We start from the raw sequence: 12,978 nt of genomic DNA, 5'->3' as shown, positions 1-12,978 counted from the left end.
GATTAACCCTTATTTGCTTTGATAAGTAGATAGGTTGCTAGTTTTTTTACTTCTGACATGTCCGATGCTTCGGAGTCTATATCAAGAACTTTATTTAAGTCTTTGATTGCTGCTTCCTTTTCACCGTTTAACAGTCGTAATCTGCCAGTTTGGTAATATGTCCAAGCAGAAAGAGAGTGTGTCTCTCGATTATTTGCAAGAAGAGAAGAGGCTTTTGTGTAATCCTCTAAAGCCAGTTTATTATCTTTTGCTTTTTCTCTATGAGAGCCTGCAACATAATAATAATATGCTTTGATTTCTTTTGAGTCAGCTATGAGTTCTGCTGCTTTTTCAAGATAGTCTGCTGCCTTTGTGAAATCAAAAGCCTCTACTTGCAAATCAGAAATTCTTTTGTAGATTCGAAGCTTTGCTTCTTTAGATGAGTATTTATCTAACAGAGCTTCATAATCTTTGATCTTTTGATTTGTATCCATTGAAAAATTCTTAGCGTGTTTCTTCTCAACTTTTTCAATTTGAATCGTAGCTTGGTTTGTTCTATACTGGAGATATTCTCCCACTGCAACTACTGTTACGATAGCCGCAATGAATACACCAATCCCAATAAAAAATTGGGACCTGTGCCTTGCGAAGAATCTCGAAAACTTTAAAAAAAGTAATTCTGTCTTAGAGCCTTCAAAATTTTCTAACGGGTCGTTGTATTCGACCTGTTGTGATTTCTTGAATTGCTCTTCTCTAAATTTCTTACGATCGAATTTTGCCATAGGATTTACGATTTACTTGAATTGATGAAGCTTCCAAAGCTTTCGCTAGAAGGAGTATCAGTTTTAATGTATTTTGATATCTCTTCTTTTTCCATAGCCTTATCAAAATCCTTAACAGAAAGAGAAATTTTCTTGCTGTCTGGATCAATTTTTAGAATCACAGCTTTGATAATATCTCCCACTTTATATAACTCTTCTAATTTGAGAGTTTTACTTTCAGGGATTTGAGATACGTGAATCAATCCTTCATAGCCAGGTTCGATTTCGAGGAATACACCAAAAGTAACAATACTCTTAACTTTTCCTTCTACGATCACACCTGTCGGATACTTCTTCTTAAGCGCTTCGTAAGGATTTTCTTGGAGTTGTTTTAGACCACAAGAAATACGATTCGTGTCGAGGTTAATGTCGAGTATCTGATACTTAACAATTTGTCCTTTCTTGAGAACAGTTGTAGGATCTTTTACTTTTTCATCCCAAGTAATATCACCAACGTGAATGAGACCTTCGATTCCATTTTCTACTTCCACAAATGCGCCATACTTTGTTATGCCGGTGATTTTTCCTTCGAGAGTATTTCCTACACGAACTTCAGAAGTAAGATTGTCCCAAGGATTTGGAAGAAGTTGTTTTAGTCCAAGAGAAAGTCTTTTCTTAGATAGGTCAATGTCTAGTATCATTGAATCTACTTCTTGTCCTTTCTTTAAAACTTCTTTCGGATGAGGAGGTTTCTTTGCCCAAGTTAACTCGGAACAATGGATTAATCCTTCTAAACCTTCTTTTAGTTCTACGAATGCTCCAAAATTAGTAAGAGAGGTAACGATTCCACGCACAACCATGTCTTTTTCTAATTCGCGACCAGCCCATACCCATGGATCTTCGTATAACTGTTTTATACCAAGGCTCAAGCGATTATTAGTTGGATCGATCTCAAGAACTAGAAGCTCTATAGACTGACCAATTTGAAAGTATTGTTTGAATGGAGCGTATTTTTTATAAGAGATATCGTTTTGGCGGAGAAGTCCTTCGATTCCATGAACATTGCAGAAGACTCCAAAGCTAGCAACTTTAGTAACAGTTCCGTTTACTTTGTCGCCTACTTTTACAATCTTAACTAACTCATCCCATTTTTCTTTGCTAATCTCTTCAATTAGTTTTTTTCTGGAAAGAACACCCGTTCTGCCTTTTTCATTTAACTTGATTACTTTAAAATCAAGTGGCTTTGCTTTGAGTTCTTCAAGAGTGGCTTTCATACCAAGTTGAGAAGAGGGAAGAAAGAGCTGGACGCCTTCGACGTAGACATTGTAGCCAATATTCTTGACTTCTGAATCAACACGACCCTGAACCTGCAAGTTCTTACTGAATGCTTCCTTGACAGTTTCCCATCCTTTGCGTGCATCCGCTTCCAATTTCGAGGCAATGTAGATCTCGGAGTCATTTTCTTTCGATTTAATGACAACGGCTACTGTGCTTCCGATTTCGGGAGTTTCCAGAAACTCGCTTCTTGCCACACGGCAATCTGACTTAAGACCTAAATCTACGTATACTTCTTGATCGTATACGTCAACGATTCGGCCTTCGATGATAGCTCCTTTTTTAAAAGGACGCTCTGTAGTACCTCTGTTTAATGTAGAGGTAGTGGATTTAGTGTTACTAGGGTTCGTTTGTGAATTCAATTTTAACCAGGAATCTGTATAAATTTGACCGGCGAAATTACATTCTGAGTAAGACTCAAGATTGTAAAATCTTGGACAGGATCATATTAATAACAACATTTTTCGATAGTTGAGTAGTGTCAATTAGGATTGCATCATCTGCCATTCGTAAAGGGGCGATTTTTCTCATCATATCAGATTTATCTCTTTTTTCAATGTCGTCTTTGAGCTGTTCTAGATTGACGGAAATGCCTTTTTCTGCCAATTCTTGGAATCTTCTCTGGGCTCGAACTTCAATGGAAGCAGTTACAAAAAATTTATATTTTGCATCTGGAAAAACTTCCGTTCCAATATCTCGACCGTCCATAATTAATTTATATTTATCACCTAGATCATGCAGGCATTGATTGACGAAGTCTCGAACAAGTCGAATTGGAGCTAAGTGTTTTATTTCTTCTGTCACTTCTGGAAGCCTAATTTCTTCTGAAACATCTTGTGAATTTAAAATAGTCTTATTGATTCCACCGGGTAAAAACTCTGTCTGGATGGAAATATTTGGAATTTCTTTTTGTAAGTCTTTGTCTTGAATCCATTGTGAAAATGCGATACTAGCCTTTTCTTTTTTGTAGATCCTATAAAAAAAAAGTGTAAATGCACGGTAATAGGATCCAGTATCCAAGTAGTTATATCCAATTTTTGCGCCAACTTCTCTGGCGACAGTGCTCTTTCCTGAGCCTGCGGGTCCGTCTATTGCTACAATATTTTGATTCATGAAGACTCCTATTCCTGTAAGTTTTCGTCCTTGCCAATTCGATCACTAATTCCTCCGTCTGTCGCTAAATAGAAGAGAGCGGCTAATACTGCATAGCCAACTCCGACCGGATGTGGTTGCATAACCATTGCTCCTAAATAAGCATCACCAAATAGACCGACAAGTCCGGTCGCTTGGATTAGAGATTCTGCATTTTTGGATTTTCCGTCTAGAGCATTGCCTACTTTGATTCCCATTAGGGTGATGCAATTGAAGTGAAGGAAGAAAATAATAGCAAAGACAATTTTTTTACTCACGCATACAAAGTTTTTTATTGCAATTAAAATTTCTATTCATTTAATAAAAAGCATTGGTGGTAATCTTGAAAAATCTGTTTATACTCCTAGAAAATCCAAAATACGCAGGCAATATAGGAATGGTATGTCGGCTCATCGCAAACTTTGATTTACCTCCACTTAGAATCATTGGAGAGCGAAGGGAGTTACATTTCGAAATGGAGTGGATGGCATATAACTCAAATGAGGAACTTTCAAAAATTGAATACTTTAACAGCGCAAAAGAATCTCGTGAAGATTTAGATTTAGTAATTGGAACAGCAATGATTCAAGGAAAAGATAGAGTTGGATTTATTTCTTTAGGAAGCATACCTGAAAAAATAAAAACTCATTCTGATAAAAAAATTGGAATAGTATTTGGAAGGGAAGACCGTGGACTTTCCAATGCGATGATAGATCATTGTGATTATATGATTGATTTTGAACTTTCAGAAAGGCAACCTTCTATGAACTTATCCCAATCAGTTAGTTTTGTCTTAGGCTCAATCCATGGACAAAATTTGAATCAGCTAGAATCATTAGTAAAGACGGAAAGCATTGATACAGGAAATTTTTATAAATACGTAAAAGATGTATTTGAACTTATCGAATTGAACCAATTCCATGGAAGGGAAAACCTTGCCATAAAACGTTTCAAGAAAATCATTGACTCAAGTTCAATTTCAAGAGAAGATTTAAACTTTTTATACAAGGTATTTCAAAAATTTGAATTTAAAATAAAAAATGAAACTCATAGATAATACAGGCTGGATTTCTTTAAAGTATTTATTTATCTGTGTCCTTTTCTTTTTTTGCTTTGCAAATGGACTAAATGTTCCTAAAGCCAAAGCGGCTAAAGGCAAACAGGATGACTGCAAAAGCGTCAAAGCAATATTAACCGAGCATGGATATGCTAGAGGACAATATGCAGGCTCGGGTCCGGAAAACTCATCTCCTACCAAAACATATACAAATTATACGGATATACGAGTCCTTGAAACCGGCAATAGAGTCCCTTTAGAGGATGGAAGTATAATTTATTTTTCCTACAAAATTCAAAATCTACCAAAAGATAAAACTCTATTGGATGGTTTTAAGATACTTCTTACATTTCCTGAAATCATAAATCCATCCGGACAGAAGTATACATCCTATCAGTCAACGTTTAGCGTAGTCAAGCAAATGAAAGAGACTCAGTATGAGAATGAACACTACTGGTCATTCTCGAAGTCTGATCCATATGAGATGGTTGAAGGAACATTTACTTATCACCTCTATTATAAATCATGTTTACTGCTAGAAAATAGTTTCTATACATATCGAAAATGAAAAAGCTAAAGAAATATTTACAAGTTATGCTGTATACATTTTGTTTGTTTTTGTTTTTCAGTGTCTGCATTGATTTAAGTTTTGAAATTAATTATATTACAATCAATTCCGGTGATGATTATAAAAAATTCATGATTCAACGGTTGCTATAGTTTTAGGGGCAGCGGTATATGGCAATAAGCCGTCACCGGTTCTAAGTGATCGCCTAAAATCTGCCTTGATTCTCTACAAAAAAAGAAAAGTAAAAAAAATTCTACTTTCAGGGGATAATGGCACACGATCCTATAATGAATTAAAACCAATGCTCAATTATATGCTAAAAAATAAAGTTAAGAAGGAAGATATTTTTGTGGATAATTCTGGTTTCAGAACACTAGATACACTTCTTCGCGCGAAATACATTTTTCAAATAAAAGATGCGATAATTGTTACCCAAAGATTTCATCAGCCTAGAGCCGCCTTCATCGCAGAAAAAATTGGAATCAAAGTATCCTGCTTTGAATCTGATACAGGAGAATACAAGGATGATACAAAGAATCGGTTCAGAGAATTCTTTGCGAGAAATCTTGCATGGTTTGATTTGAACTTAATGTCCGACGTATCCTATACAGGAAAGCCTTATCCAATCTCAGGTGACGGAACTGAAACATGGAAACTAAAAGATATTCCATTGCAGTAGGGTAATATGGATTTGACGTTAAAAAGTTATTTGCAAACCAGGGATTTGTTAAAAGCTGTGAGAGTGCGATATATATTTTTAGTTCTTCTTGTAGTTTATTCTTCTTTTTTGAATGCGGATAGTTGCGATGGAGATTGCAAAGATGGAAAAGGGATTAAACTATTTTCAAATGGGGATCGTTATGAGGGAAACTTTAAGAACGGTAAGTTTGATGGTGAGGGAAGTCTAGAAAGCCCCAAGGGTTATAAATATTCCGGTCAATTCAAGGCAGGCAAGAAGAATGGATTTGGTATTTGGAACTCAAGGTTAATCAATAATAAATCGGTCAAGGAAACAATCAATTCTTTACAAACAAAAGAGGCAAAGGATGAATTGGCTCAAAGGTCAATTTATTATGAAGGTGAATGGAAAAATAATAAGCGAGAGGGTAATGGCAAACTCATTATCAAGAAGAATGGGAAAACGAAAAAGTATTCAGGATTTTTCATAAACGGAAAACTCAATGGGCAAGGGATGCTGGAAACTGAATTTGCTAAATACATCGGAATCTTTAAGAATAATCGCTTGAATGGTCAGGGGATATTTGAAAACAAAGATGGCGAAAAATATGTGGGAGGATTTATCAATTTTAAATTTGATGGAAAGGGAACTTATACTTTTAAAGATAAAACTTTATACATCGGAGATTTTAAATCGGGTAAGTTTCATGGAAAAGGTCGGCTATTTAGTAGTAAGCACAAAATCATTCGTTCCGGAAAATGGGAAGCAGGAGAGTTTAAGAAGTAACTATGAATTATTTAAACTTAAATTTTTTAAGGGACTCATGCATGGCAGAAGTTTTTTGCGTCATGGATTCGAAACGTCCATTCATCTCTTTGATTTCATTCAAGAAAAACTTAGTGCTTTCTAGTAAATGAATTATGTTGACTGAAATCTCTTGAATCCCTGTTGATTGAGTTACACTTTTGGTTTGCAGCGAGGAGATAACGTCCTTTACTCGCTTGGAATTAGAAATAATATTTTCATTTGATATACTGACCTGGTTTGTATAAGCAAGACCTTCGTTCATACTTTCATTGCTTCTATTTACAATATCTGCAGCAGATCTTGCTTTTAGATTAATTTCTTTGAGCTTATCTGAAATTAATTTTGTAGATTTTGTTGTCATATCAGCTAATTTCCCAATCTCTTGTGCAACTACAGAAAAGCCTTTCCCATTTTCACCCGCGCGTGCTGCTTCAATAGAAGCGTTAAGCGAAAGTAAACTAGTTTGTTTTGCGATGCTATTGATGGAATGAATAATTTCGTCAATTTGATTGCTTTCTTTTTCTAATTCTAAAATTGTATTTCGAGAATGATCCATACTCTGACTAATAGATTGAATTTTGTTCATTGTCTTATGAATAATCTCACCGCCATTTAGCGCAAACTTAGTATTTTCCTCTGATTCCCGAACACCTGCTTCTATTAATTGAAAATCATCGGCAGTATCTTTCTTAATTTTATTAATAAAATCTTCTATTTGATTCATGCCTTCATTTTGTCGATTGATTTCGGAAGAAAGATTTTGCATAGAGTGCATTACCCCTTCTACAGAAATAGTAACATGTTTTATGTTATTCTCCAAATCCTGGAAGGATTTTGTAAGAACATCAATAGCTTTATTATACCCTGAATAAAGCTTTTGAATAACCAAATCATCGTCAGTAGATTTTATGTTGCTACTCAAGTCACCATCTGCAAGTAATTCAATAGATGTAAGCATTTTATCTACACGATTTGAAAGGTAATCATTGTAATCCGCACGTGATCTCCTCTCATCTTCAAAGCTCTTTACAAAGTAAAATATTGCAAGTAGAGTCAAAAGAGAAACTACGCTTATATTCATTGCGTAGAAAAATAGGATTGCATTTTGAGAGACTGGGTCAATTGCAATTGAACGAAAATAGTCATCGAAAATTAGAGAAGTAATTAATAAAAGAAAATAAGAAACTCCCCATGTAATGTATCCTTTTTTTCCTTGTAACATCATTGATCCAAAGGGGGACATTAAAGACCAAAGAATTACCAATCCACTATTATGAAAACCGCCTAACGTCCATTGTAGTGCAGTTGGGATTATTAAGATCATAGAAAGTTGTGTATGGAGCAGTAAGCTGTAAGTGTTGAAAAGTTTAAACGATAAAAGAGCAACACCAACTAAAATGGAAAATGTAAAAGGCAAATACATTGCATTATACAAACCAAAAAATGCATAAATTCCACCCCAAGCAAATCCTGCACCTGTGCAAGTTGAGCTAATGATTAATAAGGTAAGCAGCTTACCTTTGTCTACGTTTTCGCTTTGCATAATAGTAATTAATTTCGACTCGATTAAATTGATAATTGAATAGTTCAAGCAAATAGCAAGCTTTATTCATAAGAATATGTATAAATTTATTTTAATAATAGAATATCTTTTTTATAAAGTTCACCTATCAATTCGTATCCGACAGGATTTGGGTGAATGGGATCATAAGAAGGATAGAGACGAAGATTAGCACGATTATCCTCAAATGCCTTCTCAAGCTCTGTTACTGTATAACTGTTCGAGAGACTTCGCACATAATCATTATTAACCTTAATTCTACTTTGAAGTCCTTTGTCATCTGTGAGAGGAATCGCTGTTAGAATGACTCTTGCACTAGAGCGAATCTTTATCTCTTCCAAAAGCCGATTTAGATTTGCTTTAAAGTCATAAGTAGGTCCTGTAAAAACATCATTCGTTCCAAGCTCTACTATAATTAAATCCGGTGTAGGACTGAATGGACGGCTAATATCGAGTAACCAGTCATATACATTTCTACCACTGACTGAAAAATCATTTATTTTATAGCCACTACCCAGTTTATTCTGCAATCCAAATCCAATCGAGCGCTCCGATAAAGAATCACCTATGATATTGACTTGAATTATTTTGGAATCATTGCTTGTAGATTTCATAAGTGGAATCAAATAACTTTTATCGACATTGTCTTTAGATGTGTAGCAGTTAAGAAAGAAAAGTAGAATGAAAAGAAGAGTGCGGTGCATGAAGCAGAAAGGATTCCATAGCGAATTCAACATATGTAGGGGCTGAATATATTCAGCCCCTACGGTATATTACGAAGTCATCGCTTTATAATAACTGTCAGAGTAGCTTACAATCAGCTTTGCTTTCTCTGGATATTTTTTCAATTCACCGCCATTTACTATCGCGCGCGCATTTAAAAAATCATTTTTCCCACCGCCAATGTATTTTGAAAGGGGACCTGCTGCTGGTGCGAATAATCCTTCTTTCATTCCTACAACGCAAATCTCTGCGGCAACATTTGGCTCACATGCTTTGTCGGGACTCCCGATTAAATCGATGCCTAGTTTTTGACTCCATTTGCTATAATTTCCGCGACCTGTAATTTGCACGTATCCGCGTCCTTTGTATTTTGCTCCGTCTCCAGAAGCCTCATCTCCATTTCCGAGAGAAGGAAGGGCTGCTTTAGAATACTTTTTATTTGCCGTAGCATCATCAATTTTTTCAAGCATAGAGTTGCCCATGTTGGATTCCCTTCTGACTGTGCCCAAAATATAAGCGATCTGTCCTTTGTCGGTTACTCCATGTTTGGCGCACTCATCTAAAATGGCTTTGATATGTATGCCTGCTGTTTTAAGCTGAGTCTCGCTGAATCGGTCATTCGCGGATGTATTATTTGTGCGAGTTGCATCTACTAATTTTTTCACTAAGTCTGGACTACTACCGCCAGAGCTTCCACCTTGAACTGCTACTGCCATACTTCCTCCCAGGAAATTGTTTCAAAAAGGTTTTCTTAACTGAGCTTTCGCTATAGGTCTACTCTATGTTTTGAATCCTTTCTAAATCAATTACATTTTTTGGTTCTTAAAAATTTGTTTTCGAAAAATGGATTTTTCAAAGCCCAATTCAAATAATTGCTTGTTATCTTGCTTAGCCTACCGACTTAGTATTGTTGACGTGTTAGTTTTCAGACGGCTTTTAACCTATTCATTCAAATATAAATACAGACTTTTTATTGGGCTAGTCTTGTCCTTATTGGTTTCCATTTTCAATGGAGTTTCTTTGACCAGTATGATTCCGATTTTTGATTCGATGGGTGCCAGTAAAAGTTATAAGTTTCAGATTTCCATGACCAAGCGGGATATGTCAGCGATTCGAAAAGTCGAATCGGGTGAAACCTTTACCCGTCTCGAACAAATCGAATACAGACTTGCCAAATTAAAATCTCGACTCAATTCCTATTTCAACGAACTACAGCCAGAAGAAATTGTTTTCTTTTTTGTAATTCTAGTCTTTCCAATTTATCTTTTAAAACTACTCTGTCTCACGGGTGCTATTTATTTTATCAACTCTACAGGATACATGGCGATTCGAGATTTACGACAGGAAATTTACAAGAAAGTCCAATACCTTCCTCTCAATACATTCGTCCAAGAAAAAACTGGAATTCTGATGAGCCGCATTATTAATGATGTAGATGTATTAGCAAAAATCATTAGTTCAGATTTGAAAGACGCGATCAATGATTTCTTTTACGTTGTGACACATTTGCTGCTTCTCTTTTTTCTTAGCTGGAAAATGTTTCTAGTGGTTTTCATTGTTATACCGCTCATCATGGGACCAATCACAGCCTTTACAGAAAAAATTAGAAAGGCAACCAAGAATCAACAAGAAAGACTCTCAGCACTCAATGGACTACTTCAGGAGGTAATCGCTGGTATCCGCGTGATTCGTGCTTTCTCAATGGAGAAAAGAGAGTCCGGTAGATTTTATTTAATCAACAAAGAGCTTTCTGAAAAAACTTTTAAGGGACATTTCTATCATCAAGTCGGACCTTCTATTGTGGAATTGTTTGGTTCTGTATTAGCCGCAATTTTTTTAGCGTTTGGTGCGTATTTAATTAGCAATGAAAGTTTTTCAAAAGGAATGTTTATGGCATTCTTTTTAACTTTGATTTTCTTAATGAGACCTTTAAAACAACTCAGTATGATGTATAACTTAATCCAAAGCGGAGTGTCTGCAGGCGAAAGAGTTTTCGAAATAGTAGACTCAAAGACAGACATTGAAAATCCTATTCATCCTCAGAAGATTGGTAAACTACACAAAGAAATTGAAATTAGAAATGTATCGTATACTTATCCCAATTCAGATAAGTCAGCTTTAAAGAATATTAACATCAAAGTTAAATCGGGAGAAACCATTGCCTTTGTTGGATCGAGTGGGGCAGGCAAGTCTACCTTGAAAGATTTAATTCCTCGTTTGATTGATCCCACAGAGGGAGAAGTTTTATTTGATGGAGTTGATATTCGCAAATTTAATATGAGAGATGTTCGGCGCAAAATCGGTATTGTCTCCCAAGAAGTTTTCTTATTTAATGCAAGCATTCGTGACAATATTACTTATGGTAGTTTAGATGCCTCCGAAGAAAGAATTCGTAAAGCATGTGATGACGCTTTCGCTACGGAATTTATTAACTCATTTGAGCATGGATTTGATACAATGGTAGGTGAGCATGGAGTCATGCTATCGGGTGGTCAAAAGCAAAGAATCTCAATTGCTCGTGCCCTTTTACTCGATCCAGAAATTCTAATTCTAGATGAGGCTACTTCTGCGTTAGACACAGAATCAGAAAGGCTTGTTCAGACTGCCCTGGAGACATTATACAAAAATAGAACTACAATCATCATTGCACATAGACTTTCCACGATTCAGATTGCGAATACAATCTATTATATGGAAGAAGGTGAAATCGTTGAGTCAGGCACTCACGCAGACTTAGTTGCTCGAGATAGCAAATACAAAAAACTTTATGAAATGCAATTCGAAGCGGTAAAATAAAAGTATGCGTATCCTTCTCTATTTACTCTATCCGTTTTCTTTGCTCTATCAATTTCTTTTTTTCTTAGATAGACATTTCAAAAAGAAACAAGCGATTCCAGATGCATTTACCATCAGCGTTGGAAATTTAACAACAGGCGGAACAGGTAAGACTCCTCTTACAATTTATTTGGCTGGTTTAGTTCATTCCATTTTTCCAGAAAAACAAGTTGTCGTTTTGAGTAGAGGTTATCGAGGAAATAAATCAAAAGAAGGAATGCGAGTAGAGCTAACTTCTAACCCAGCGGATTCTGGCGATGAGCCGCTCTTGATAAAAGCAAAGATTCCATTTGCAGAAGTTATTATTGGGATAAATCGTTTTAAGTCTTATCTTCAAAATAAATTGAAGGGCAAACAAGGATTAACCTTTTCTCAGCTAAATCCTTTGAGTGATATCAATGGGAGATTTTCGCCACGCTTTCGATCTAGAGCTAGAAAAAGGTTTTTTATTTCTCCTTCTGAGGATGGAATTGAAACACCACAGGAGCCGGGAGTTAAAAGTGTTGTGATTTTAGATGATGGATTTCAACATCATGCCATTAAGAGAGATTTAGATTTTGTTTTAGTCGATTCGAATAATGCATTCGGAACTGGATTTACAATTCCGCTTGGAAGTTTGCGAGAAAGGATAACTGCCGTTAAACGCGCGCATTATATTATATTTACTCGCTATGCAAAAGAAAATGCTGCAAATGTAGAAATTCTAAAAGTAAAATTTATCAAAATAAATCCAGATTTAAAATTTTACAATCTGGCATATATTCCCCTGCCGCTACTGAATTGGAAAAGAGACATTCTTTCGCTCGAAACTTTGGTGAATAAGAAAGTAGTTGTTTTCTCTGCTCTAGGAAATCCATTTTCCTTTGAGAGCTTAATTGAATCCCATAAGCCAAAAGAAATTAAGAAGATTCGTTTTCCCGATCATTTTGCGTATGATAATAAAACCATGCTCGATTTATTTATGGAATTGAAAAATTTTGATCTTCTAATTTGCACAGAAAAAGATTTTATCAAGATCCAACACCTAAATCTAACGAATCCAGAGATGAACAGCCTATTTATCCTTCCTGTTGAGGTTTATTTGAATAAACAGGCAGAATTGAAGTCTGACCTAGAAAGATTAATAAACTCTAAGAGTGATTGACGAATACATCGGTTCTACCAAAATGGCATAATTGGTTTAAAAAAGCGGGATGTAGCGCAGCGGTAGCGCATCTGCCTTGGGAGCAGAGGGTCGCTGGTTCAATCCCAGTCATCCCGAAATTTTAGACCCGGTAGCTCAGCTGGATAGAGCATCTGCCTTCTAAGCAGAGGGTCGGGGGTTCGAGTCCCTCTCGGGTCAAAAGACCTATTCAAGAACAAAAAAATGGAGAATGTAGCTCAGTTGGTAGAGCTCCAGTTTGTGGTACTGGCTGTCGCGGGTTCAATTCCCGTCGTTCTCCCATCACATCCTCTATAAGACAATTACCTCCTTTCTAATACGCTAATTATCTTACACAAAAGAATTGAATGAAATTAATTCTTAAGAAACCGAGAATATTG

14 protein-coding genes and 3 tRNA genes are annotated in these 12,978 nt (G+C 35.9%); 10 read left to right on the top strand and 7 right to left on the bottom strand.

What is annotated here, in order from left to right; all coding sequences use genetic code 11:
• Positions 1-2: 2 nt before the first annotated feature.
• The 4 genes from IPH52_00210 to IPH52_00195 are packed head-to-tail and all read right to left on the bottom strand — an operon-like array spanning position 3 to position 3,484.
• Entirely contained in the window at positions 3-761 is a 759-nt protein-coding gene (locus tag IPH52_00210) for a hypothetical protein (protein MBK7053463.1), read from the bottom strand.
• A gap of 5 nt (positions 762-766) precedes the next feature.
• On the bottom strand, positions 767-2,437 hold the full coding sequence (locus tag IPH52_00205; GenBank protein ID MBK7053462.1) for a 30S ribosomal protein S1: 1,671 nt from the start codon (positions 2,435-2,437) through the stop codon (positions 767-769).
• A 55-nt stretch (positions 2,438-2,492) separates the two neighbouring features.
• On the bottom strand, positions 2,493-3,188 hold the full coding sequence (locus IPH52_00200; protein ID MBK7053461.1) for a (d)CMP kinase: 696 nt from the start codon (positions 3,186-3,188) through the stop codon (positions 2,493-2,495).
• An 8-nt stretch (positions 3,189-3,196) separates the two neighbouring features.
• A complete protein-coding gene (locus tag IPH52_00195) occupies positions 3,197-3,484 on the bottom strand; it encodes a hypothetical protein (GenBank protein MBK7053460.1) in 288 nt (95 codons plus the stop codon).
• A 65-nt stretch (positions 3,485-3,549) separates the two neighbouring features.
• On the opposite strand from IPH52_00195, the gene IPH52_00190 reads away from it, so the two are divergent.
• The 5 genes from IPH52_00190 (at position 3,550) to IPH52_00170 (ending at position 6,296) form a co-directional block, all read left to right on the top strand.
• Positions 3,550-4,263: an RNA methyltransferase gene (locus IPH52_00190; protein ID MBK7053459.1), complete on the top strand. Its 714-nt coding sequence runs from the start codon at positions 3,550-3,552 to the stop codon at positions 4,261-4,263.
• Positions 4,247-4,831, top strand: a complete 585-nt coding sequence (locus IPH52_00185) for a hypothetical protein (GenBank protein ID MBK7053458.1) — start codon at positions 4,247-4,249, stop codon at positions 4,829-4,831. The genes IPH52_00190 and IPH52_00185 overlap by 17 nt, the downstream gene beginning before the upstream one ends.
• The gene (locus tag IPH52_00180; protein MBK7053457.1) at positions 4,828-4,983 is read left to right on the top strand and encodes a hypothetical protein; all 156 of its coding nucleotides are present in this window, start codon (positions 4,828-4,830) and stop codon (positions 4,981-4,983) included. Before IPH52_00185 ends, IPH52_00180 begins: the two co-directional genes overlap by 4 nt.
• Positions 4,959-5,510, top strand: coding sequence for a YdcF family protein (locus tag IPH52_00175; protein ID MBK7053456.1), 552 nt, complete (start codon positions 4,959-4,961; stop codon positions 5,508-5,510). The genes IPH52_00180 and IPH52_00175 overlap by 25 nt, the downstream gene beginning before the upstream one ends.
• Positions 5,511-5,573: 63 nt before the next feature.
• Positions 5,574-6,296 carry a hypothetical protein gene (locus IPH52_00170; protein MBK7053455.1) on the top strand — a complete coding sequence of 241 codons (723 nt, stop codon included), beginning with the start codon at positions 5,574-5,576 and terminating at the stop codon, positions 6,294-6,296.
• Positions 6,297-6,303: 7 nt separating this feature from the next.
• Here the strand turns inward: IPH52_00170 and IPH52_00165 are convergent, their stop codons facing one another.
• The 3 genes from IPH52_00165 to IPH52_00155 form a co-directional block, all read right to left on the bottom strand.
• Positions 6,304-7,860 carry a methyl-accepting chemotaxis protein gene (locus tag IPH52_00165; protein ID MBK7053454.1) on the bottom strand — a complete coding sequence of 519 codons (1,557 nt, stop codon included), beginning with the start codon at positions 7,858-7,860 and terminating at the stop codon, positions 6,304-6,306.
• A gap of 86 nt (positions 7,861-7,946) precedes the next feature.
• Positions 7,947-8,492 carry an SGNH/GDSL hydrolase family protein gene (locus IPH52_00160; protein MBK7053453.1) on the bottom strand — a complete coding sequence of 182 codons (546 nt, stop codon included), beginning with the start codon at positions 8,490-8,492 and terminating at the stop codon, positions 7,947-7,949.
• A 159-nt stretch (positions 8,493-8,651) separates the two neighbouring features.
• Positions 8,652-9,317 carry a hypothetical protein gene (locus IPH52_00155; GenBank protein MBK7053452.1) on the bottom strand — a complete coding sequence of 222 codons (666 nt, stop codon included), beginning with the start codon at positions 9,315-9,317 and terminating at the stop codon, positions 8,652-8,654.
• A 127-nt stretch (positions 9,318-9,444) separates the two neighbouring features.
• On the opposite strand from IPH52_00155, the gene IPH52_00150 reads away from it, so the two are divergent.
• The 5 genes from IPH52_00150 to IPH52_00130 all read left to right on the top strand — a co-directional run bounded on the left by IPH52_00150 (position 9,445) and on the right by IPH52_00130 (position 12,878).
• The gene (locus IPH52_00150) at positions 9,445-11,397 is read left to right on the top strand and encodes an ABC transporter ATP-binding protein (GenBank protein MBK7053451.1); all 1,953 of its coding nucleotides are present in this window, start codon (positions 9,445-9,447) and stop codon (positions 11,395-11,397) included.
• Between the two features lie 4 nt (positions 11,398-11,401).
• Complete coding sequence (lpxK, locus tag IPH52_00145; GenBank protein MBK7053450.1) at positions 11,402-12,580, top strand: tetraacyldisaccharide 4'-kinase; 1,179 nt, start codon at positions 11,402-11,404, stop codon at positions 12,578-12,580.
• A 45-nt stretch (positions 12,581-12,625) separates the two neighbouring features.
• Positions 12,626-12,697, top strand: a tRNA-Pro gene (locus IPH52_00140).
• 7 nt (positions 12,698-12,704) lie between these two features.
• Positions 12,705-12,778 (top strand) — tRNA-Arg (locus IPH52_00135).
• 27 nt (positions 12,779-12,805) lie between these two features.
• Positions 12,806-12,878, top strand: a tRNA-His gene (locus tag IPH52_00130).
• Positions 12,879-12,978 lie beyond the last annotated feature (100 nt).

Source organism: Leptospiraceae bacterium, assembly GCA_016708435.1.
Lineage (GTDB): Bacteria > Spirochaetota > Leptospiria > Leptospirales > Leptospiraceae > UBA2033.
Note: the sequence above shows the minus strand (reverse complement) of the source record. Positions and strands in the feature narration are given on the sequence as shown.